21 protein-coding genes are annotated in these 21,302 nt (G+C 69.7%); 7 read left to right on the plus strand and 14 right to left on the minus strand.

The window, feature by feature from the left end; genetic code table 11:
* Positions 1-6 precede the first annotated feature (6 nt).
* Both ACZ6SA_RS17675 and ACZ6SA_RS17680 read left to right on the plus strand, forming a co-directional pair.
* On the plus strand, positions 7-1,023 hold the full coding sequence (locus tag ACZ6SA_RS17675) for a LacI family DNA-binding transcriptional regulator (RefSeq protein WP_347645478.1): 1,017 nt from the start codon (positions 7-9) through the stop codon (positions 1,021-1,023).
* 9 nt (positions 1,024-1,032) lie between these two features.
* Positions 1,033-1,980, plus strand: a complete 948-nt coding sequence (locus ACZ6SA_RS17680) for a DNA polymerase ligase N-terminal domain-containing protein (protein ID WP_465828972.1) — start codon at positions 1,033-1,035, stop codon at positions 1,978-1,980.
* A gap of 428 nt (positions 1,981-2,408) precedes the next feature.
* Here the strand turns inward: ACZ6SA_RS17680 and ACZ6SA_RS17685 are convergent, their stop codons facing one another.
* The 7 genes from ACZ6SA_RS17685 to ACZ6SA_RS17715 are packed head-to-tail and all read right to left on the minus strand — an operon-like array spanning position 2,409 to position 9,711.
* Positions 2,409-3,332 (minus strand): aldo/keto reductase, encoded by a 924-nt coding sequence (locus tag ACZ6SA_RS17685; protein ID WP_347645480.1) that lies wholly within the window; start codon positions 3,330-3,332, stop codon positions 2,409-2,411.
* A 5-nt stretch (positions 3,333-3,337) separates the two neighbouring features.
* Positions 3,338-4,312, minus strand: coding sequence for an ABC transporter permease (locus ACZ6SA_RS17690; protein WP_347645548.1), 975 nt, complete (start codon positions 4,310-4,312; stop codon positions 3,338-3,340).
* Positions 4,313-4,323: 11 nt separating this feature from the next.
* Complete coding sequence (locus ACZ6SA_RS17695) at positions 4,324-5,805, minus strand: sugar ABC transporter ATP-binding protein (RefSeq protein ID WP_465828974.1); 1,482 nt, start codon at positions 5,803-5,805, stop codon at positions 4,324-4,326.
* Complete coding sequence (locus ACZ6SA_RS17700; protein ID WP_465828976.1) at positions 5,805-6,827, minus strand: sugar ABC transporter substrate-binding protein; 1,023 nt, start codon at positions 6,825-6,827, stop codon at positions 5,805-5,807. Before ACZ6SA_RS17700 ends, ACZ6SA_RS17695 begins: the two co-directional genes overlap by 1 nt.
* 21 nt (positions 6,828-6,848) lie before the next feature.
* A complete protein-coding gene (locus tag ACZ6SA_RS17705) occupies positions 6,849-7,574 on the minus strand; it encodes an SDR family NAD(P)-dependent oxidoreductase (protein ID WP_465829096.1) in 726 nt (241 codons plus the stop codon).
* A gap of 2 nt (positions 7,575-7,576) precedes the next feature.
* Positions 7,577-8,869 (minus strand): enolase C-terminal domain-like protein, encoded by a 1,293-nt coding sequence (locus ACZ6SA_RS17710; RefSeq protein WP_465828978.1) that lies wholly within the window; start codon positions 8,867-8,869, stop codon positions 7,577-7,579.
* On the minus strand, positions 8,866-9,711 hold the full coding sequence (locus ACZ6SA_RS17715) for a fumarylacetoacetate hydrolase family protein (protein WP_443154876.1): 846 nt from the start codon (positions 9,709-9,711) through the stop codon (positions 8,866-8,868). The genes ACZ6SA_RS17710 and ACZ6SA_RS17715 overlap by 4 nt, the downstream gene beginning before the upstream one ends.
* Before the next feature lie 365 nt (positions 9,712-10,076).
* Here ACZ6SA_RS17715 and ACZ6SA_RS17720 point away from each other — a divergent pair, with 365 nt between their 5' ends.
* Positions 10,077-11,261 carry a cytochrome P450 gene (locus tag ACZ6SA_RS17720; RefSeq protein ID WP_465828979.1) on the plus strand — a complete coding sequence of 395 codons (1,185 nt, stop codon included), beginning with the start codon at positions 10,077-10,079 and terminating at the stop codon, positions 11,259-11,261.
* Positions 11,262-11,327: 66 nt separating this feature from the next.
* Here the strand turns inward: ACZ6SA_RS17720 and ACZ6SA_RS17725 are convergent, their stop codons facing one another.
* The 6 genes from ACZ6SA_RS17725 to ACZ6SA_RS17750 form a co-directional block, all read right to left on the minus strand.
* Positions 11,328-12,185 (minus strand): hypothetical protein, encoded by an 858-nt coding sequence (locus tag ACZ6SA_RS17725; protein WP_465828981.1) that lies wholly within the window; start codon positions 12,183-12,185, stop codon positions 11,328-11,330.
* 205 nt (positions 12,186-12,390) lie between these two features.
* Positions 12,391-13,209 (minus strand): hypothetical protein, encoded by an 819-nt coding sequence (locus ACZ6SA_RS17730; protein ID WP_347645488.1) that lies wholly within the window; start codon positions 13,207-13,209, stop codon positions 12,391-12,393.
* Between the two features lie 155 nt (positions 13,210-13,364).
* Positions 13,365-13,745: an SgcJ/EcaC family oxidoreductase gene (locus tag ACZ6SA_RS17735; RefSeq protein ID WP_465828982.1), complete on the minus strand. Its 381-nt coding sequence runs from the start codon at positions 13,743-13,745 to the stop codon at positions 13,365-13,367.
* Positions 13,746-13,898: 153 nt separating this feature from the next.
* Entirely contained in the window at positions 13,899-14,309 is a 411-nt protein-coding gene (locus ACZ6SA_RS17740; RefSeq protein WP_347645490.1) for a DUF2000 domain-containing protein, read from the minus strand.
* Between the two features lie 53 nt (positions 14,310-14,362).
* Positions 14,363-15,196: an SRPBCC family protein gene (locus tag ACZ6SA_RS17745; protein WP_347645491.1), complete on the minus strand. Its 834-nt coding sequence runs from the start codon at positions 15,194-15,196 to the stop codon at positions 14,363-14,365.
* Positions 15,189-15,767, minus strand: a complete 579-nt coding sequence (locus ACZ6SA_RS17750) for a helix-turn-helix domain-containing protein (RefSeq protein ID WP_347645492.1) — start codon at positions 15,765-15,767, stop codon at positions 15,189-15,191. The genes ACZ6SA_RS17745 and ACZ6SA_RS17750 overlap by 8 nt, the downstream gene beginning before the upstream one ends.
* A gap of 59 nt (positions 15,768-15,826) precedes the next feature.
* On the opposite strand from ACZ6SA_RS17750, the gene ACZ6SA_RS17755 reads away from it, so the two are divergent.
* Positions 15,827-16,681 carry a helix-turn-helix transcriptional regulator gene (locus ACZ6SA_RS17755; protein ID WP_347645493.1) on the plus strand — a complete coding sequence of 285 codons (855 nt, stop codon included), beginning with the start codon at positions 15,827-15,829 and terminating at the stop codon, positions 16,679-16,681.
* Positions 16,682-16,944: 263 nt separating this feature from the next.
* Here ACZ6SA_RS17755 and ACZ6SA_RS17760 read toward each other — a convergent pair whose 3' ends face one another.
* On the minus strand, positions 16,945-17,976 hold the full coding sequence (locus tag ACZ6SA_RS17760; protein ID WP_347645494.1) for a GDP-mannose 4,6-dehydratase: 1,032 nt from the start codon (positions 17,974-17,976) through the stop codon (positions 16,945-16,947).
* Between the two features lie 249 nt (positions 17,977-18,225).
* Between ACZ6SA_RS17760 and ACZ6SA_RS17765 the strand changes: the two genes are divergently transcribed.
* Genes ACZ6SA_RS17765 through ACZ6SA_RS17775 form a run of 3 tightly spaced genes read left to right on the plus strand, consistent with a single transcriptional unit; the run spans position 18,226 to position 21,301 of the window.
* Positions 18,226-19,470, plus strand: coding sequence for a glycosyltransferase family 4 protein (locus ACZ6SA_RS17765; protein ID WP_347645495.1), 1,245 nt, complete (start codon positions 18,226-18,228; stop codon positions 19,468-19,470).
* 41 nt (positions 19,471-19,511) lie between these two features.
* Positions 19,512-20,222: a class I SAM-dependent methyltransferase gene (locus ACZ6SA_RS17770; protein ID WP_347645496.1), complete on the plus strand. Its 711-nt coding sequence runs from the start codon at positions 19,512-19,514 to the stop codon at positions 20,220-20,222.
* Positions 20,219-21,301: a prenyltransferase gene (locus tag ACZ6SA_RS17775; RefSeq protein ID WP_465828985.1), complete on the plus strand. Its 1,083-nt coding sequence runs from the start codon at positions 20,219-20,221 to the stop codon at positions 21,299-21,301. The genes ACZ6SA_RS17770 and ACZ6SA_RS17775 overlap by 4 nt, the downstream gene beginning before the upstream one ends.
* Position 21,302: the final 1 nt, after the last annotated feature.

Below are 21,302 nucleotides of genomic sequence, written 5' to 3' on the forward strand. Positions count from 1 at the left end.
CTGTTCATGGAGAAACCCCGCGTCGGTCTCAAAGACGTGGCCAGGCTGGCCGGAGTCTCGGTGAAAACCGTCTCGAACGTCGTCAACGGCTACGTGCACGTCACCTCCGCCACCAGGAGCCGGGTCGAGGCTGCCATCAAGGAGCTCAACTACCGTCCCAACCTGTCGGCCAGAAACCTGCGGCAGGGCCGCACCGGGATCATCGCGCTGGCCGTGCCCGAACTGGACATCCCCTACTTCGCGGAGCTGGCCAGGTTCGTGGTGACCGCGGCGGAGGAACACGGGCTGACCGTGCTGATCGACCAGACGGGCGCGTCCCGCGAGCGCGAGCAGCTCGTCGCCGAGGGGTTCCGCGCCCACCTGATCGACGGCCTGATCTTCAGCCCGCTCGCGCTGACGCCCGAGGACCTGGCCGCCCGCATGGACGACACGCCCATGGTCCTGCTGGGCGAGCGCGTCTACGAAGGGCCCGCCGACCACGTCGTGGTGGACAACGTCGCGGCGGCCAAGGAGGCCACCCTTCACCTGGCCGCGACCGGCAGGCGGCGCATCGCGGCGATCGGCGCCCAGGACGACGCCGCGGCGGAGACCTCGCGGCTGCGGCTGGCGGGCTATTTCGAGGCGCTCGCCGAGGCCGGCCTGCCCGCCGACGACCGCCTCGTCCAGCACGTCGAGACCTACCACCGCGCCGACGGCGCGCGCGCGATGGCCCGGCTGCTCGACTCGGGCCAGGCGCCGGACGCGGTCTTCTGCTTCAACGACCTGCTGGCCCTCGGCGCCCTGCGCACGCTGCTGGAGCGCGGCCACGCCGTACCCGGCGAGGTGGCGCTGGCGGGCTTCGACGACATCGAGGACGGCAGGTACGCCACCCCGACCATCACCACGATCTCCCCCGACAAACAGGCGATCGCCCGCCAGGCGGTCGATCTGCTGGCCGCCCGCATGACCAAGGGCTCGCCGGCCGAGGCTCGGGAGGTGCGGGTGGCGTACGAGCTGGTGATCAGGGAGAGCACGGGCGGGTAGAAACCTGCTGTGTCCGACAAACTCGCGAGATATCGGAGCAAGCGCGACGACAAACGCACCCCCGAGCCCATCCCCGCCGAACCTCCGGCCCCCGGAGACGACCGGGCGTTCGTCATCCAGGAGCACCACGCGCGCTCGCTCCACTGGGACCTGCGGCTGGAACGCGACGGCGTGCTGGTCTCCTGGGCCGTGCCCAAAGGGCTGCCCGCCGACCCCGCCACCAACCACCTGGCCGTGCACACCGAGGACCACCCCATGGAATACCTCACCTTCCACGGCGAGATCCCCAAGGGCGAGTACGGCGGCGGCACCATGACCATCTGGGACACCGGCACGTACGACACGGAGAAGTGGTCGGAGCGCGAGGTCAAGGTCGTCCTGCACGGCACGCGGGCCTCCGGCCGGTTCGTGTTGTTCCGGACCCGGGGCAACAACTGGATGATCCACCGCATGGACCCCCCGGTCCGCGATCCGTTCCCCGACATCGAGCCCATGCTGCCCACCGAACGCGCCAGACCACCGCGCGACGCCTCCGCCTACGCCTACGAGTTCGCGTGGGGCGGGCGCCGGCTCCTGGTGCCCGTCGAGGGCGGCCGCACCACGGCATCCCGCGAGCACCCGTGGCTGCGCGAGCTGGCGGAGTCGTTCGGCAGCCGCACGGCACTGCTCGACGGCGAGCTCGCCACCCTCGGGGGCGCCGAGATCCTGGTCTTCTACGACCTCCTCTACGACGACGGGCATGCGCTGGTGGACCAGCCCTACACGGCCCGCAGGACCGCGCTGGAGGCGCTCGACCTCGCGGGCGCCCGCTGGCAGACCGCGCCATCCTGGCCGGGCGAGGCGGGGCCGGTGCGGCAGGCGGCCCGCGAACAGGGGTTGCCGGGGGTGGTGGCCAAGCGCCTGGACGCGCCGTACGAGCCGGGGCCGTCGAAGGCCTGGCTCTTCGTCCCCTCCTGACCACCCGTATACCGCCGCCGGCCTGGCCGCGGCGTCCACGTACGCGGCGACCGATCCACCACGAACCTGGGCGACCAGCCCACCACCGAACCCGCGGCCAAACCACCACTGAGGGCCCGCTCACGTGCCATGGTGAACACTCCTCTCGGCCGGGTGGTGTCCCGTCATGCCGAAGCAGCCCTGGCCGAAGCCCTGGCGGACACCTGCGTAATTCTGGTCAACGGTGCGCGCCAGCCCGGGAAGAGCACGCTGGTGAAACAGGTCGCCAAAGGATCAACGGCGGAGTGGCGGCACCCCAGCCGATCGGCTCGGCGGCGACCTGATCGCGGGGATCGTCCTGCAGACCGGCACGCAGGCGCTGTCCTTCGGTGACCGGATGCGTGCTATTCCGGTGAGCGCCCTGTGGGAGGCCGGGTGAGCGGCGTGGGTCAGGCCGGCAGCAGCCCCTCCGCCTTGAGCTCATCCCAGAGCATGTCGGGGACCGGCCGGGACCACAGGGCGGCGTTCGTGTGGACCTCCTCGGGAGCGCGGGCGCCCACGACGATCGACGCGACGGCCGGGTGGCGCAGGGGGAAGGCCATGGCCGCCTGGGGCAGCGTGACGCCGTGTCGCTCGCAGACGGCGGCGATGCTCCTGGCCCGCGCCACCAGCTCGGCCGGCGCCGGCCGGTAGTCGAAGGTCCCCGACGGCTCGTGCGTCGCCAGGATGCCGCTGTTGAACACCCCGGCCGCCAGCACTCTGACGCCGCGCTCGACGCACTCCTCCAGGAGCGGCAGGCCCGACTGGTCGAGCAGGGTGTAGCGGCCCGCCAGCATGACGACGTCGATGCCGGTCTCCCGGACGAAGCGCAGCGGCGCCTGCCACTGGTTCATCCCGACGCCGATCGCCTTCACCACGCCCTGGTCGCGCAGCTCGGCCAGCGCCGGGTACGCCTGCGCGATCGCCTGGTCGACGTGGTCGTCCGGGTCGTGGATGAGCACGATGTCGATCCCGGGCAGCCCGAGGCGGTCAAGAGACTCCTCCAGCGACCTGCGTACGCCGTCGCCCGAGAAGTCCCACACCCGCTCGATCGAGGCCGGCACGTCGAAGCCCTCGCCGTCACGTGCGTCCTGCGACGACGCGGGCACCAGCAGGCGCCCGACCTTCGTGGACAGGACGTAGCCCGAACGCCCGGCCAGCGCCGCGCCCATGCGGCGCTCCGACAGGCCCAGCCCGTAGTGCGGCGCGGTGTCGAACAGGCGCACGCCCCGATCCCACGCGGCGCCCACCGTGGCGCGGGCCTGCTCGTCCGCGACCGACTCGAAGAGGTTGCCCAGGGGCGCCCCGCCAAGCCCGTGGCGCGGCAACTCCATCACTTTCAATCTTGTGCCTTCCCGCCAGCTATTCTGCTGATCATCAGCGCGATGAGGATGATCGCGCCGTAGATGACCGGCTGCCAGAAGCCCGACACGCCGATCAGCGTGAGGATGTTCTGCACCAGGCCGATCACCAGCACGCCCGTGAGCGCGCCCAGGATGGTGCCCTTGCCGCCGTCCATGCTGACGCCGCCGATGACGGCCGCCGCGAACACCATGAAGATCCACCCGACGCCCTGGTTGTTGCCGATCGCCCCGAGGCGTCCCGTCTCCAGGATCCCGGCCAGCGCCGCCAGCGTGCCGCCCAGAATGAACACGCCCCAGAGCACCCGGTCGACGCGGATGCCGGCCGCGCGGGCGGCGTCGGCGTTGCCGCCGATCGCGTAGAGCGCCCGGCCGACGCGGAGATAGCCGAGGGCGAAGATGCCGGCGGCGAACAGCGCACCGGCGATCCAGATGGCCGCGGGCAGGCCCAGCCACAGCGCGCTGCCGAGATAGAGGATCGAGTCGGGCAGCTGGAACAGCGTCTTGCCCTCCGTCGGCCCCTGCAGGAAGCCGTGGACGACGATCAGCATGGCCAGCGTGACGATGAACGCCGACAGCTGGAACCTGATGATCAGGAAACCGTTGAACGCCCCGATGGCGGCGCCGACCAGCAGCGCCAGCGGGATGACCAGCATCCCTGGCAGGCCGATGCCGAATCCGCCCGCCGACACCGGGATGATGAGCATCACGGCGATCGCGGGCGCGGTGCCGACCGTCGACTCCAGCGACAGGTCGAACTTGCCGGCGATGAGGATCATCGCCTCGGCCAGCACGAGCAGCGAGATCGCCGCCTGCTGCTGGAGCACGTTCGTCAGGTTGCCCGCCGTCAGGAAGGTCGGGTCGAGGAACGCGCCCACGACGAGCAGCAGCACGATCACCGGCACGAGCGTCAGGTCGCGGAACCGGGCCAGCCGCACCCGGGGGGCCGGCACAGTCAAACTGGTCACTCTTCCATGCCTTCCATCACGGCCACGAGCTCGTGGTCGGTCCAGCCACGCGGCATGTCCCTGACGACCCTGCCGTGGAACATCACCAGCACCCTGTCGCAGATGCGCAGGTCGTCGAACTCGTCGGAGACGACCACGGCGCCCGCGCCCCGCTCTACCGCGTCCTCGACGGCGCCGAGCAGCGCCTGCTTGGCCTTGACGTCGACACCCGCGGTCGGGTTGATCACCACCAGTACCGACGGGTCGTCCACGAGCGCCCGCGCGAACACCACCTTCTGGGCGTTGCCCCCGGACAGGTCGCCGACCGGCTGATCGGCTCCTTCCGTCTTGATGTGCAAACTTTCGATCATCTCCTCCGCCTTGGCCCTGCGGCGCGCCGGCGACACCAGGCCGTAGCGCCCCAGCTTGCGGGCGATCGGGAACGTGGCGTTCTCCCCCACGGACAGCCGCGGGACGAACCCCTCGCGGTGGCGGTCCTGTGGCACCCAGCCGAGCCCGGCCCGCAGCGCGGCGGGCACGTCGCCCGGCCGGATCCGCCTGCCGTTGACCGTGACGGTGCCGGAATCGGCTGTGTGCAGCCCGACCAGCGTCTCGGCGAGGCCGACCTTGCCGCTGCTCGCGGAGCCTGCCAGGCCGACGACCTCACCGGATCTGACCGAGAGGTCGACGTCCTGGTAGCGGCCGGTGAGCGACAGGCCCGCGCCCGACAGCACGACGGTGTCGCCGGGCGTGCGCGAGCGGGACGCGTACGCGACCGTGGCCTCCCCCGTCATCGCGGCGACCAGCTCGTCGTGCGGGAGGTCGGCGACCGGGCTGGTCACGATGTGGCGGGCGTCGCGGAACACCGTGACGCTCTGGCAGATCTCGTAGACCTCGTCGAGGTGGTGGGAGATGTACATCATCGTGACGCCCTGCTCGCGGAGGGAGCGCATGCGGGCGAACAACCGCTCGATGGCCGGCCCGTCCAGCCTCGCGGTCGGCTCGTCGAGGATGATGAACCTGGCCCCGAACGACAGCGCGCGGGCGATCTCGACGAGCTGGCGCTGCTCCACGGTGAGGTCCGCGGCCAGCGCCTGCGCGTCGACGTCCACCTCGTACGTGTCCAGCAGCTCGCGCGCCCTGTCCCGCAGCGCCCGCCACCTGATCACGCTGCCCCTGCCCGACTGGCGGTTGAGGAAGAGGTTCTCGGCCACCGACAGCGCGGGGATGATCGTCGAGTGCTGGTAGACGCAGGCGACGCGCCGCCGCCAGGCGTCGCGGTCGGCGAGGGGCGGGGCCGGCTCTCCCGAGAACCGCACGTCGCCCTGGTCGGGCCGCAGGAGCCCGGTGAGGATCGACACCAGGGTGGACTTGCCGGCGCCGTTCCTGCCGACGAGCGCGCGGGTCTCGCCCTCGGCGATCTCGATGCCCGCGCCGTCGAGCGCGGTGGTGGGGCCGAACCGCTTGACGATGTTCCGGGCTGCGACATGAAGGTTCATCAGCCGGCCTGGTTGCCCCAGAGACCCTTGTCGTCCACGTTCTCCTTGGTCACGAGCGGCGCGGGAAGCTGGTCCTCCAGGCCGTTCGGGAGCTGGATGATCGTGCTGCCGTGGTCGGTCGGACCGGGTTTGAACGTCTTGCCGTCCGCCGCCGCCTTGGCGTAGAAGAGCGCGTACTTCGCGTACAGGTCGGCCGGCTGCGAGACGGTGGCGTCGATGTCCCCCTTGCGGATCGACTCGTACTCCTGCGGGATGCCGTCATTGGAGACGACGAAGATGTGCTTGGGGTCGCTCGGCGGCACGAGCAGCCCCTTCTGCTTGAGCACCTGCAACGTCGGGGCCAGGTGCACGCCTCCGGCGTGCATGTAGATCCCCTTGATGTCGGGGTTCTGCTCCAGGCGGGTCTGCAACATGGACGCCGCCTTGCTGCCCTCCCACTCGGTCGGCTCGCTGAAGACCGTGATGCCGGGGAACTCGGCCTTCATGCACTGCAGGAACGCCTCCGACCTGTCACGGCCGTTGATCGAGCTGAGCGCGCCCTGGAGTTGCACGACCTTGCCCTTGCCGCCGAGCTTCTCGCCGAGGAACTCGCACGCCTTGATGCCGTACGCGCGGTTGTCGGCCCGTACGACCATGTAGACCTTGCCCTTGTCCGGCCGGGTGTCGACGGTCACGACGGGGATCTTCTTGTTCTCCAGCTGCTGCAGCGTGTTGGCGACCGCGCCGGTGTCCTGCGGGGCCATGACGATCACCTTGGCCCCCTGGCCGATCAGCGCCTGCACGTTGTTGACCAGCTTCGCCACGTCGTTCTGCGAGTTGGTGGCGGGCATGAGGTCGACCTTGAGCTCGCCCGCCATCTGCGGAACGTACTTGATGTAGGAGTTCCAGAAGTCGGAGTCGGCGCGCGGGTGATCGATGCCGATCTTGGTGCCGCCGTTCCCTCCTCCCGCCGCGGTCCCTGAGCCACACGCGGTGACGATCGTCAACAGGGCCGCCGCCGCGACCGCCGATCCGAGCTTCATGGGGGGTGTCACCTTTCTCGATCAGTTGGGTCTGAGCCGCAACCCCTGCATGCCGCCGTCGACCGCGAGCACGGTGCCGGTGGTGGCGCTCGCCTGCGGGCCCGCGAGGTAGGCGATCGCCGCGGCGACCTCCTCCGCGGTGACCAGGCGGCCCATGGGCTGCCTGGCGTTCAGCGCCGCCCGCTCCGCCTCGGGATCGTCGGCCGCGTCGAGCAGCCGGGCGACCCACGGCGTGTCGGCGGTGCCCGGGTTGACGCAGTTGACCCGGATGCCCTCGCGGATGTGGTCGGCGGCCATGGCGAGCGTCAGCGACTGCACCGCGCCCTTGGTCGCGCTGTAGAGCGCCCGGTTCGGCAGCCCCGCGGTGGCCGCGACCGAGCAGACGTTGACGATGGCGGCATGCTCGGACCTCCTGAGGTACGGCAGCGCCGCCCGCGCCACCCGGACCATGCCCAGCACGTTGATGTCGTACACCTTGTGCCACTCGGAGTCCGGGTTGTCCTCGATGGTCCCCTGAGCGCCGATGCCCGCGTTGTTGACCAGCACGTCGATGCCGCCCAGGCGCTCGGCCGCCTCGGCCACCGCGGACCTGACCACGGCGTCGTCGGTGACGTCCGCCTTGATCCCGATGTACGGCTCGCCCGGCGGGTTGAGGTCGAGGCAGGCGACCTTCATCCCGCGCCCGGTCAGCTCGGCGGCCGTGGCCAGGCCGATGCCGGAACCGCCGCCGGTCACGATCGCTCTCATCGTCACGACGCGTTCCTCCAGACCTCGCCGTCGGGGAAGGTGTGGGCGGCGATCGACGCCGCGTGCATCTCGGCGCTGAAGCCCGGCGCGGACGGGGCGACGTACCGGCCGTTCCTGATGACGACGGGGTCGACGAAGTGCTCGTGCAGGTGGTCGACGTACTCGATCACGCGGCCGTCCATGGAGCCGGTGACCGCCACGTAGTCGAACATCGACAGGTGCTGCACCAGCTCGCACAGCCCGACGCCGCCCGCGTGGGGGCACACCGGGACGCCGAACTTGGCCGCGAGCAGCAAGATCGCGAGGTTCTCGTTGACCCCGCCGACGCGGGCCGAGTCGATCTGCACGTAGGAGACGGCCTCGGCCTGCAGCAGCTGCTTGAACACGATGCGGTTCTGGACGTGCTCGCCGGTGGCCACCGGGATCGGCGCGATGCCCCGCGCGATGGCGGCGTGGCCGAGCACGTCGTCGGGGCTGGTCGGCTCCTCGACCCAGTGCGGGTCGAACTCCCGCAGCGCGTTGATCCACGCGATGCCGGAGCCGACGTCCCAGCGCTGGTTGGCGTCGATCGCGATCGGGTAGCCGGCCCCGCACACCTCGCGGGCCACCCTGAAGCGGCGCCGGTCGTCGTCGAGATCGGCGCCGACCTTCAGCTTGATCTGCCCGAAGCCCTGATCGATGGCCTCCTTGCAGAGCCTGCGCAACTTCTCGTCGTCGTAGCCGAGCCAGCCGGGCGAGGTCGTGTAGGCGGGGTAGCCGGCCTCGACCAGGTGGCTGATGCGCTCAGCCTTCCCCTTTTCCACCTTTTTCAGGATTTCGAGGGCTTCGTCCTGGGTCAGTGCGTCGCTCAGGTAGCGGAAGTCGATGAGGCCGACGATCTCCTCGGGCGACATCTCGGCCAGCAACCGCCACAAGGGCTTGCCCGCCCGCTTGGCCTTGAGGTCCCACAGGGCGTTGACCACGGCGGAGATCGCCATGTGCATGACGCCCTTCTCCGGCCCCAGCCATCGCAGCTGCGAGTCGTTCACCATGTCGCGGTAGAGGGCGCCGAGGTCCTCGACGTCCTTGCCGACGACGTACGGCTCCAGCGCGGTGATGGCCGCGGTCTGGATGTCGTTGCCGCGCCCGATCGTGAACGCGAACCCGTGGCCCTCGTGCCCGTCGTCGGTCGTGAGGACGACGTAGGCGGCGGAGTAGTCGGGGTCGGGGTTCATCGCGTCCGAGCCGTCGAGCTCGCGCGAGGTCGGGAAGCGTACGTCATGCGTCCTCATCCCGGTGATGCGGTAACCGCTCATGCCTGGCCCACCGTCTGGCGCTGCCGGCCCAGCCCTTCGATCTCCAGCTCCATCACGTCACCGGCCCGGAGGTACGGCTGGCCCGGCATCCCCATCGCCACCCCGGCGGGCGTCCCCGTGTTGATCACGTCGCCCGGCTCCAGGACCATGAACTGGCTCAGGTAGCGCACCACCTCTGCCACGTCGAAGATCATGTTCTTCGTGTCGCCGTCCTGGCGCAGCTCGCCGTTCACCCAGAGGCGCAGGGGCAGCCGCTGCGGGTCGCCCACCTCGTCGGCCGTCACCAGCCAGGGACCGAACGGGTTGAACGTCTCGCACGACTTCCCCTTGTCCCACTGGCCACCGCGTTCGAGCTGGAACTCGCGCTCGGAGACGTCGTTGGAGATCGCGTAGCCGGCGATCACCCCTCGGGCCTCCTCCGCGCTGCCCAGATAGCGGGCCTCCTGGCCGATGACGATAGCCAGCTCCACCTCCCAGTCGGTCTTCACGCTCCCCCGCGGGATCAGTACCTCGTCATCAGGTCCGATCATGGTGCTGGAGGCCTTCATGAAAACGACCGGCTCGGCCGGCACCTCGGCGCCGGACTCGGCGGCGTGGTCGCTGTAGTTCAGGCCGATGCAGACGATCTTGCCGGGGCGCGCGAGAGGGGCGCCGATCCGCACCCCCTCGGCGTCGACGACGGGCAGATCGCCGCGTTCGAGCGCCTCGCGGACGCGCGCCACTCCCCCGGAGGCGAGGAAGGCGCCGTCGATCTCGGGCTCCCCGATGTCGCGCAGCTTCCCGGCGTCATCCAGCACCACCGGCCGCTCCTGGCCGGCAGGTCCTACTCGCAGCAGCTTCACACCGCATCCTTCATCTATACATCGGATGTCTCAACCTCTGATGCTCGTGCGAGCGTGCTGGGCATGTCAAGGGGCACCGATCCGATACATCCGATACGTGACTCGTGGAAGATTCCCGGGGCAGGGTCATGGGCTGTGATACGCGGTACCGCTCCGATGGCTACGTTCACATAGCCAGAATTCCACCGTCCCAAACATCGGAGGTAAAACGTGCACCATGAAAGGAAGGCGGTGCGAGCACCCATCGACCCCACCAGGAACGATCTAAGGCTTGGCGGACAGGTCTCCTTGACGGCCGTACAGTGACGTAATAGAACACGTTTCAGTACTGCGTAACCAAGCGCTTGATCAAGAGGGTGATCCGGGTGCACATCGACCTCGTCGACAGGGACGTTTACGCGACCACCGGCCCTCCGCACGACCAGCTGGCCTGGCTGCGCGCGAACTCGCCGATCCACTGGCACGACGGTGATCCCGGTTTCTGGGCCGTCACCACGTACGACGAGGTCGTCCACGTCTCACGGCACTCCGACCTCTTCTCCTCCTACCGGCGCCTGGCCCTGTTCGACGAGATGGCCGACGACCAGATCGCCCTCCAGCGGCACATGATGCTCAACCAGGACCCGCCCGAGCACACGAGGCGGCGTTCCCTGGTCAACCGGGGCTTCACCCCGCGCACGATCGGAGCCCTCGAACAGCACATCCGCGACATCTGCGACGACCTGCTCGACAAGTGCTCCGGCGAGGTCGACTTCGTCACCGAAGTGGCCGCGCCCCTGCCCCTCTATGTGATCTGCGAGCTGCTAGGCGCGCCCGTGGCCGACCGCGACAAGGTCTTCAACTGGTCGAACCGCATGATCGGCGCCCAGGACCCCGACTACGCCGCCTCTCCCGAAGAGGGCTCCGCCGCCGCCATGGAGGTCTACGCCTACGCCAACCAGCTCGCGGCGCAACGCCGGGCCAACCCCAAGAACGACATCGTCACCAAGCTCATCCAGCCCGACGAGCAGGGCGAGACGCTCGACGAGAACGAATTCGACCTGTTCGTTCTCCTCCTGGTCGTGGCGGGCAACGAGACCACCCGCAACGCCGCCTCGGGTGGCATGCTCGCCCTCTTCGAGCACCCCGACCAGTGGGAGCGGCTGGTCGCCGACCCCGCCCTCGCCAGGACGGCCGCCGACGAGATCGTCCGCTGGGTCTCCCCGGTCAACCTCTTCCGCCGCACCTCGACGACCGACCAGGTGCTGGGCGGGAAGCAGATCAAGGCCGACGACAAGGTCGTGGTCTTCTACTCCTCCGCCAACCGCGACACCACGGTCTTCCCCGACGCCGAGGTCTTCGACATCGGCCGCGACCCGAACCCGCACATCGGCTTCGGCGGCGGCGGCGCCCACTTCTGCCTCGGCAACCACCTGGCCAAGCTGGAACTCCGCATCCTCTTCGAACAACTCGCCCGCCGCCGCCCCCGCCTCCGCCAGACCGGCCCGGTCCGCCGGCTGCGCTCGAACTTCATCAACGGCATCAAAGAACTCCCGGTGTCCATCGGCTGACACGGTCACGGACGGACCAACGGACACGGTCGCGGGCGGAACAACCAGACATCCACCGGCCCTACATCAGCCACGTTCGCCGAACAGGTCATGGAGAGTCTGGGTGGTGGCAGCACGGACGGCCCAGTCCTCGAGCTGAGCCAAGTCAGCGCAGGTCACGATCCGGGCACGGGTGTCGTCAGGGACGTCGAATCCGCGAGCGGTCAGCACCAGCAGCACCATCCTGGCCGCCTCTTCCGCCCTGCCTTCTGCCTTGCCTTGGGCTTGGCCCTCTTCGAGGCCACGACCGAAATGCTCGCGAGCGAAAGGACTGTAGACCGGCCAGGTGGTGGACGTCATGATCTCCTCCATGAGGCAGCGGATCTCGGGCGCGGCAATGCTGTAGGCGTATTCATAGTACTGCGGAGCGTGTTCGTCATGGGTGTCGGCGAGTGCTGTGGCGAACGCCTCGACGACTTTGCGGTCGTTGCCGTGGATCATGACGGACATGGCGGCGAGGTCGAGGTTGGCTGCGGCCTGCTGGGGATCGGTGATGGCCGGTATCCCGTCCGGCCCGAGCACCACGGGGAGCAGGCAGTAGCCGGTCAGCCCTGACTCGATGGGTCGCGCGTAGTGTGCGGCGGTCTTGTGATCGGGACAGACGATCAGCACAGTGACGTCGCACCCCAGGAGCAGCCAGGTGGCGGCGGCGTAGCGGGCGAGCTGCCGGGAATCTTTGGACGTGCCCTGCTGGATTTCGACGATGATGGCGTGTGCGGGTTCGTTCGGTGGCCCCAGAGTGAAGATCAGATCGACTTCGATGTCGTCGGAGTTGCGAGTGTTGAAGGTCCGCTCCTCCTGCCGGATCAGCGGGGTGTCGGGCAGTTGCACACCCATGAGGTCGCGCAGGATCTCCACGGCGAGTTGCGGACGGTCGCCGAACATCTTGACCAGAGTGTCATGTCGGGGGGACGGCATGGCACTAACTGTTACATCACCAGCACAATAAGTGGTGTCGATTCACGCGATCTTGTCGCCTCCGCAGCTCGTACGGCCGCCCGCTCGCCGGTGTCGTGCGCCGTCGTACAAGCTCGGTGGGACGGCCACGTCCATCTGCCGGCGCCTTCTTCGCGCACGCGGTCCGGACGTCTCACCGGCCGGGGCGGTAGCGGGACTTGTGGTGGGCGGCTCGAATGCGGCGCAGGATGCGTTCGGTGCCGCCTGGACCGGGATGCCAGCCGCGCTCCAGCAGGACCTCGGAGACATGCCGCAGCAGGGCGGGGATCCGACCGGGGATGACGTCTCCCCGGACGATGATCACCCGCCAGCCCGACCGCCGCAGGTCTTCCCTCCGGTCGCCGTCGTGTCGTTGGTCGGCGGGCGAGGTGTGGTGGCCTTGGCCGTCGTATTCAACGGCGACCTTGAACTCCTCCCAGCCCAGGTCGAGGTAGGCCAGCCGGCCGTCGCCCAGTTCGGCCCTGATCTGGGCAGCAGGCCGGGGCAGGCCGCCGTCGACCAGGATGACCCGCAGCCAGCTCTCCCGGGGCGAGCGGGCGCCCGGGTCGGCGAGGGTCAGGAGGTCTCGCAGATGCCAGGGGGTGAGCGGCCGGTGCCACAGGGCGTCCATGTCGACGCCCTTGCGGGCCAGCTGGTCGAGGACCGCTACGGCGTCCATGCGCGGCAACCAGCGGGCGCAGTCGAGAGCCGTGCGTTCCATGGTGGTGAGTCGGACGCCCTTGTGCGCGGTGACGTCCGCGCCGGGGAGCGAAGTCAGGTAGGTGACGCAACCGGGGAGCGCCAGGTGGGCGGGAGCGGCCAGCTCGACGGGCCAGTCGGCTTGCGGAGCGGTCAGCACGCTCGCGCCCCAGATGTGGGCGGCCGTCCGGCGGCACACGACGGCCTGCGGCACCGCCCGAGTGATCCTGGCGGCCCGGACGATCAGGGAGGCGGTGCGGGATGGCTGCTGCATGCCGCCAAGGGTGCTCCACGGGCCCGGGTCGCCGACGTACCGAACCACGTTCTGTGGATGGGGCCGCGCTGTCCGCCGCTCTTCGGGCCCGCTACCCGGGCCGGCCCGGCCGCCACGCGCTTCACCGTACGACGCGGTGCCTCGTCGGTGACGCGTCAGCGGGCCGCCGCGTGGTACTGGCTGATCAGCCAGGCGTCCTCGCGGTGCCGGATGACGACCGACAGGCGGATGGGAAAGGTCTCGCCGGCGCGGGCGGTGAAGGTCACGTCCGCGAAACCCCCCACGAGTCCGTCGCCCAGCCGCTGCGCCTCCAGCACCTGTACGGTCGCCCGAGTTCCCTCCCCGGCGTCGCCGTAGTACTCGGCGATCTCGGCCCTGCCGACCCGCAGCCGGGGGCTGATGCCCTGGAACAGCGCGTCCTCGACGAACAGCGAGACCATCTCGGCCACCGACCGGTCGTCGAACGCGCGCCGCCACCGGTCCAGTGTCTCCCTGACGACGTCGTGCGCGGGGCTCGTGCCTGTGAGGCCGGTCACCGACCGTCACCTCTCGTCCCCGCCTGGCCGGATGACGGACCTGCTCCGATTGGGAGTGGCATGGGACGACCCCTTCGCTGGATGATGCCTGTCCGCGCCGACGTTAGGGCGTCACATCCATGTGAAGGTCAAGCCCGGGAGACGAGCGAGCGGTCAGGGGTGCAGGGAGAGGCCCTTGAGCACCTTGTCCACGCCGTTCTTCGGCCCGTGGACCGCCACGCCCACCAGCGCCAGCTCCTCCGCCTCCACAGCGCGTACGGCCGCCCGGTTGTCGGCGTCGTGCCCGGTCTTGAACATCTCCTCGATGTAGACGGCCACGTCCATCTGCCGCGCCATCGCCTTCTCCCTGACGGCCCGCAGCTGCGTCAGATCAGCCGCGTAGATCAGCACCGGCTGCCGGATCATCGGCAGGTACGCGTTGCCCGACCCGTCCTCGTACGGCTCTCCCATGGTCTCCGGCACCCCGCCCGCGACCGCGCCGGACAGGAAGGCGGTGACGTTGAGCTTCTGCCACGCGGCCAGATCCGCGCGCACCACAATGCCGATCTTGGTATCGAATCGCATGGCTGAAGTCTCGACGTCACCGCCCGGCCAGGTCTTGAACGCTCGTGCGCGACCTACGGCAGGAACATCGGCTGCCAGTCGGGCACCTCGTGGTAGCGCCGCAGCTCCGCGAGCCCCGACAGGAAGCCGCCCCACGCCGCGTACGGAGGCCGCCCCTCGTCGAACCCGCTCTGCACCAGCGTCAGGCGCGTCTTGCCGCCGGAGCCCTCCAGTTCCCACATGCCGACCCCCGCGGCGCCCCAGTCGACGGAGAGCTTGCGTCCGGGCTCGAGTTCGACGATCTTGGCCGGGCTGGGGTCGTTGGCCAGCCCGCCCATGGCGAAGCGCCCGCCGACGTACGGCTCGATGTCGATGGGATAGCCGAACCACCGCGTCACCGCCTCCGAGTCGGTCAGCGAGTCGAACACGTCGGCCGGCGAGGCGTCGATCGTGATCCGGGCCCGCATCTCCGAAGTGGAGAAGTCGATCCGCGGCGTGAGCTCGCGCCCTTCGAGGTGCTCGGCCAGGTTGGCGAGCGCGCAGCACCAGAACGTCTGCAGCACGCCCCTGATGCTCTTGCCGGTGATCACGTCCTGGAAGTCGAAGTGCGTCTGGGACACCGACACGATGGTCGCGTCGCCGTCCTCCTCCAGCGTGAACTCGGTGGTCGTCTCCTCGCCGTCGAGCAGCCAGGCGAACCGCAGGGTGCGCTCGTCGGCGTGCAGCGGCCGCTGGTGCGGCGCGTCGCCTTCGGGGATGGTGCGCCCCCAGAACCCGAAGGTGGCGGGCAGCGCCACCTCGGCGTGCTCGCCCAGCCAGACGCGCAGCGCGGCCGGGTCGGTGAGGGCGTGCCTGACCGTCTTGAGCGGCGCCTGGACGCGGACACGGATGATCATGGGCTCAGTCATCGTCTCGCTCTTCCTCTGGGTGGTCCGTGGTCTTGGGGTAGCAGGCAACGGCGATCTTGAAGGCGTCACCTTCGGCTCCGCCGTACCGGGTGAACAGGTCCTGCAGCATGGCCTGCAGCTCGGTCATGAACTGGTGCCGGTTCTCCTGGCGCACGTGGATCTCTCCCGACAGGCCGAGTGACGGCAGCTCGGGCGCGGTCCTGTCGAGCGCCGCGATGTCGGCCTGCACCTCTTCCACGAGGTCGAGCAGGTAGCCGAGGCTCAGCTCGTCGCGTGCCTTGCGCAGCCCGATCCGGCCCACCAGGCGCGGCGACAGCCAGTACGACCGCGCGCCCGCCTGGTAGATGCCCTCGCTGATCCCGCGGACCTTGCGCTCGGACACCAGGTCGACGAGACCGGCGTCGACCAGCCGCTTGACGTGGTAGTAGACCCGCTGCGGCGTCTGCCCGAGCCGTTCGGCGACCTGCGAGCAGGTGCGCGGCTCGGCCAGCTGCCGCAGCACCTCCACGCGCTGCGGCTTGAGCAGCGCCTCGGCCTGCTCGATCTCTTCCAGGTACAGGATGTCCCTCATTGCAAAAACTATCCTTTACGTAAAAATCCTTCTTGTCAATAAGGAGGGAGAATGGAGGCATGGCGCAGGACTGGTCGCGCTACTGGCGCTCACCCGACCGCCCGCTCGAGGTCATGCACGCCCACTTCGAACGGCACGTCTACCACCGGCACAGCCACGAGACCTACTCGTTCGGGGTCACGGAGACCGGCGCGCAGTCGTTCACCTGCCGGGGTTCGGCGCACACCAGCGCGGCGGGCATGATCATGGCCTTCAACCCCGAGGACCCGCACGACGGCCACGCCACCGACGCCCTCGGGTTCACCTACCGGATGGTGCACATCGGCCCCGAGCTCGTCTCCGGCACCCTGACGGACGCTACGGGCCGCCTGACGGGCCTGCCGCTCTTCACCGAGCCCGTGGTCGACGACCCCGCCTTGGCGGGCACGCTGCGCGTCCTGCACAGCGCCCTGCTCGGCGAGGCCCCGTCGCTGCGCCGCGACGAGCTGCTCACGACGACGATCACCCAGCTCGTACGCCGCGCCGCCACCCGCCCGATCCACCCGGCGGGCCTGGCGGGACGATCGGCGCGGGTGGCGCGACAGGCCAGGCAGCTCCTTCACGACCGCCCGCTGGACGATCTGACCATCGACGACCTGGCCCGCGCCACCGGTGCCAGCCGCTACACGGTCTACCGCGCCTTCCACGCCGAGTACGGCCTGCCGCCGAGCGACTACCAGCGCCAGCTACGGCTCAGGACCGCCCGCGCGCTGATCGCCGACGGCGTCCCCATCAGCGAGGCCGCCACCACGACGGGCTTCGCCGACCAGAGCCACCTGACCCGCTGGTTCACCCGCTACTTCGGCCTGACCCCAGGCACCTACCGCCGAGCCGTCCACCCCGCAGGGCCCGGCGAGAACGGCGACCAGGGGTGAACGGTGAACCGGGCAAGAACGGCGGGCCGGGCCAGGAGGCGGCCACGCCGACGATGACCGCGCGGACCGGGGCAACTGCGCCACGGGCGGCGGTCGGTGCCGAACAACCACGTCCACGGTGAACGTGCGCGCCGTAACGGCGGCGCGCCACTGACCGGTCAGAGGCCGTTCCCCTGGACGGAGGCGAGCCGACGACGGCGACTGGCGAGCGTTGGCGGTGCCGTAAAAAACAAGAAACGGATTGTCAGCCAGACGAGAACCGTCTACGGCCAGGAAGAGTCCTGATCGGGGTCGCCGCCGTCGGTGAGGAGGCGCAGGTCGGAGTCGACCATCATGGCAACGAGCTCGTCGAAGGACACCTTCGGCTCCCACCCCAGCTGCGTGCGCGCCTTCTTCGGATCGGCGCAGAGCAGGTCGACCTCGGCCGGCCGGTGCAGCGCCTGGTCGGTCACGACGTGGCGCTCCCAGTCGAGCCCCGCGGCCGCGAACGCCGCCTCCGCCAGCTCCCTGACCGACTTCATCCGCCCGGTCCCGATCACGTAGTCCTCGGGGCTGGCGGCCCGCAGCATCAGGTGCATCGCCTTGACGTAGTCGCCGGCGAAGCCCCAGTCGCGCCGGGCCTCCAGGTTGCCGAGGCGCAGCTGCGTGGCCAGCCCCAGCTTGATCCTGGCCACCCCGAGCGACACCTTCCTGGTGACGAACTCGGCACCCCGCCGCGGCGACTCGTGGTTGAACAGGATTCCGGACACCGCGAACATCCCGTACGACTCGCGGTAGTTCTGGGTGAGGAAGTGCCCGTACGCCTTCGCCACCCCGTACGGCGAGCGGGGGTGGAACGAGGTGCTCTCGGTCTGCGGGGTCTCGCTGACCTGGCCAAACATTTCGGAGGATGAAGCCTGATAAAAGCGGATCTGTCCGGAGGAGCCGGCACCCCCGCCGCCCCGCGACACGCCCGAGCACACGCGGATCGCCTCAAGCATCCGCAACACGCCCATCCCGGTCACCTCGGCCGTGAGCTCGGCCTGCTCCCACGACATGGGCACGAACGAGATCGCGCCCAGGTTGTAAACCTCGTCCGGCTGGACGCGTTCCACCGCGGAGATCAGCGAACCCTGGTCGAGCAGGTCGCCCCGCACCACGCGTACGTCGGCGAGCAGCTTGCGCATTCTGGACACCCGCGGGTTCGCCTGTCCCCGGGCCAGCCCCCAGACCTCGTAGCCCTGCTCCAGCAGGTGCTCCGCCAAGTAGGAGCCGTCCTGGCCGGTGATGCCGGTGATCAGAGCGCGCCTGGCCAAGGGGTCCTCCAACGATCGCGTCCCGCGTCCCTTTGGGACGGGAATGTACAGCTAAGCGCCCTGATGGGGCATCAAGCCACCTAGAACGCGTTCCACCGAACCACGCTCGGTTACTGCAACTTCGCAGTTCGCACGGCCTGTGAGGGCCACTGTGAACAATTCTCGGCAACCTACCGAATGGTAGCCTTCTCGCACTAAGGTCATCTTTACGGTACACGCCCGTCTCCGGGCCTTACCGGCGAGAAAGGGGTGTCCGTGCGGGAGCGAACGCTGCGGATCGCGCTGCTGTCCTACCGCAGCAAACCCACCTGCGGTGGCCAGGGCGTCTACCTCCGCCACCTGAGCCGTGAACTCGTCGCACTCGGGCACCACGTCGAGGTGTTCTCCGGCCAGCCCTACCCCGAGCTCGACGACGGCGTCATCCTGCGCGAGGTGCCCAGCCTCGACCTCTACCGCGACGAAGACCCCTTCAGAACGCCCAAGCTGCACGAATTCCGTGACTGGATCGACTGGCTCGAGGTCGGCACCATGTGGACGGCCGGGTTCCCCGAGCCGCTGACGTTCACCATGCGGGCCTACCGCGAGCTGAAGAAGCGCGTCGGCGACTTCGACGTCGTGCAGGACAACCAGACCCTCGGCTACGGCCTGCTGGGCATCCAGAAGTTGTTCCCCGTCGTCGGCACCATCCACCACCCGATCAGCGTCGACCGCCGCATCGAGCTCGAAGCCGCCCGCGGCACGAAGAAGCTGACCATGCGCCGCTGGTACGCGTTCGTCAAGATGCAGGCCCGCGTCGCTCCCCGGCTGAGCCCGATCCTGACCGTCAGCGAGTCGTCGCTGGCCGACATCCACCGCGACTTCAACGTCCCCCAGGCCAACATGCGCCTGATCCCCCTCGGCGTCGACACCCGCTATTTCCACCCACGTCCCGGCAAAACCAAGCGCAAAGGGTCCATCGTGGCGGTCGCCAGCGCCGACTCGCCGATGAAAGGCGTCGCCACGCTGCTCAGAGCCGTGGCGAAGCTGGCCACCGAACGGGACGTCAACCTCACCGTCGTCAGCCGGCCCACCCCCGGCGGCCCCACCGAGCAGCTCGTGCAGGAGCTGTCGCTGCAGGACCGCGTGCGCTTCGTGCACGGCATCTCCGACGACGAGCTGGGCGAGCTGATCGCCACCTCGGAGATCTCCGTCGTGCCCTCGCTCTATGAAGGCTTCTCGCTGCCCGCCGTCGAGCACATGGCCTGCGGCACGCCCCTGGTGGCCAGCCGCACCGGCGCCCTGCCCGAGGTCGTGGGCGACGCGGCCGTGCAGGTGCCGCCGGGCGACGCCGAGGAGCTGGCCGCGGTGCTGCGCCGCCTGCACGACTCCCCCGATGAGCGCGAACGCGTCGGCAGAGCCGGATACGACCGCGTCATGGAGCGCTACACCTGGCACGTCGTGGCCAAGAGGACCGTCGAGGCCTACCGCGAGGCCATCGCGGCCCGCGCGAGCTGATCACCACTCGATCACCACTCGATCACGAGGAGAAGCGACAAGTGCTGACCGTGGACTTCGCCCGGCTTCCCGTCGGTCCCGGCGTACGCGTGCTCGACCTGGGGTGCGGCGGCGGCAGGCACGCCTTCGAGGTGCTCCGCCGGGGCGCGGACGTGACCGCGTTCGACATGGATCAGGCGGAGCTGGACAGCGTGGCGGCCATGTTCGCGGCCATGGACAAGGCGGGCGAGGTGCCCGAGGGCGGCGCAGGGGAGACCGTCCAGGGCACGGCGCTCGACATGCCGTTCGAGGACGCCGCCTTCGACCGCGTCATCGCCGCCGAGGTGCTGGAGCACATCCCGGACGACATGGCGGCCATGCGTGAGATCTTCCGCGTGCTGCGGCCCGGCGGCACTGCCGCGGTGACCGTGCCGAGCTTCCTGCCCGAACGCATCTGCTGGGCGCTGGACGAGGACTATCACACGGCCCCGGGCGGCCACGTGCGCATCTACACGCTGGCGGAGCTGTCGGCCAAGCTGAAGTCCGCCGGCTTCGTGATCGGCCCGCACCACCACGCCCACGGCCTGCACGCGCCCTACTGGTGGATCAAGTGCGCGGTCGGCGTCAACAACGACGACCACCCGCTCGCCAAGGCCTACCACGAGTTGCTGGTCTGGGACATCATGAAACGCCCTGCCGCCACCAGGATCGCCGAGGCCGTGCTCAACCCGGTCATCGGCAAGAGCGTGGTCCTCTACGTCCGGAAGCCATGATCTCCCACGCGGAGGTCGTGCGTACGGCCGAGAGCATCGCGGCGATGCAGCAGGACGACGGCGGCGTGCCGTGGCCGGAGGGCCACGTCGACGCGTGGAACCACATCGAGTGCCTGATGGCGATGTCCGTCGCCGGACTGGCCGAGCCGGTACGCCGCGGCTACGCCTGGCTGGCCCGCCACCAGCGCGCCGACGGCTCGTGGCCGATGAAGCTGGTCGACGGCGTGCCCGCGGAGCTGGGCGGCGAGACCAACCACGCCGCCTACGTCGCCGCCGGCGTCTGGCACCACCATCTCGTCACCGCTGACCGGCGCTTCACCGAGGAGAGCTGGCCCATGGTCAAGGCCGCGCTCGACTACGTGGCGGGGCTGCAGACCGAGCGGGGCGAGATCGCCTGGGAGCGCGACGCGCAGGGCAGGCCCTCGGCGTACGCGCTGCTCACCGGCTGCTCCTCCATCCACCAGGGGCTGCGCTGCGGCGTGCTGCTCGCCGACCAGCTGGGCGACCCGCAGCCCCACTGGGAGCTGGCGGCCGACCGGCTGGCGCACGTGCTGGCGGCGCATCAAGAGGCGTTCGCGGACAAGAGCCGCTTCTCCATGGACTGGTACTACCCGGTGCTGGGCGGCGCGGTGCGCGGGCGGCAGGCGTACGAGTTGCTGGAGCGCGAGTGGGCGACATTCGTGGTGCCGGGGCTCGGCATCAGGTGCGTGTCCGACCAGCCGTGGGTGACGGGGGCGGAGACGTGCGAGCTGGTGCTGGCGCTCGACGCGCTGGGCGATCGGGACCGGGCGGCCGCGCTCTTCGCCGACGTGCAACATCTGCGGCACGAGGACGGCTCGTACTGGACGGGGTGGCAGTACGCCAACCGCAAGCACTTCCCGCACGAGCGGTCCGGCTACACCGCGGCGGCGGTCGTCCTGGCGGCCGACGCGCTGATGGGGATCTCGCCGGGGTCCGGGCTGTTCCGCGACATCGCGGGTACGTCCGTGTTCGACCCGGATGTCTGCGGCTGCGCCGCCGGGACAGGCCGGCTCCGGCCTCCCCCGGTGACCGAGGGGTTCCCCGGCGAAGGCGTCTGAC

This window comes from Nonomuraea sp. NPDC049378 (assembly GCF_055586745.1).

Coding starts and splice junctions, on each gene's coding strand:
- ACZ6SA_RS17675 (WP_347645478.1), top strand. CDS start 7: ATGGAGAAACCCCGCGTCGGTCTCAAAGACGTGGCCAGGCTGGCCGGA.
- ACZ6SA_RS17685 (WP_347645480.1), bottom strand. CDS start 3,332: ATGGAGTTGCCGCGCCACGGGCTTGGCGGGGCGCCCCTGGGCAACCTC.
- ACZ6SA_RS17695 (WP_465828974.1), bottom strand. CDS start 5,805: ATGAACCTTCATGTCGCAGCCCGGAACATCGTCAAGCGGTTCGGCCCC.
- ACZ6SA_RS17700 (WP_465828976.1), bottom strand. CDS start 6,827: ATGAAGCTCGGATCGGCGGTCGCGGCGGCGGCCCTGTTGACGATCGTC.
- ACZ6SA_RS17705 (WP_465829096.1), bottom strand. CDS start 7,574: ATGAGAGCGATCGTGACCGGCGGCGGTTCCGGCATCGGCCTGGCCACG.
- ACZ6SA_RS17710 (WP_465828978.1), bottom strand. CDS start 8,869: ATGAGCGGTTACCGCATCACCGGGATGAGGACGCATGACGTACGCTTC.
- ACZ6SA_RS17725 (WP_465828981.1), bottom strand. CDS start 12,185: ATGTTCGGCGACCGTCCGCAACTCGCCGTGGAGATCCTGCGCGACCTC.
- ACZ6SA_RS17730 (WP_347645488.1), bottom strand. CDS start 13,209: ATGCAGCAGCCATCCCGCACCGCCTCCCTGATCGTCCGGGCCGCCAGG.
- ACZ6SA_RS17740 (WP_347645490.1), bottom strand. CDS start 14,309: ATGCGATTCGATACCAAGATCGGCATTGTGGTGCGCGCGGATCTGGCC.
- ACZ6SA_RS17745 (WP_347645491.1), bottom strand. CDS start 15,196: ATGACTGAGCCCATGATCATCCGTGTCCGCGTCCAGGCGCCGCTCAAG.
- ACZ6SA_RS17750 (WP_347645492.1), bottom strand. CDS start 15,767: ATGAGGGACATCCTGTACCTGGAAGAGATCGAGCAGGCCGAGGCGCTG.
- ACZ6SA_RS17755 (WP_347645493.1), top strand. CDS start 15,827: ATGGCGCAGGACTGGTCGCGCTACTGGCGCTCACCCGACCGCCCGCTC.
- ACZ6SA_RS17775 (WP_465828985.1), top strand. CDS start 20,219: ATGATCTCCCACGCGGAGGTCGTGCGTACGGCCGAGAGCATCGCGGCG.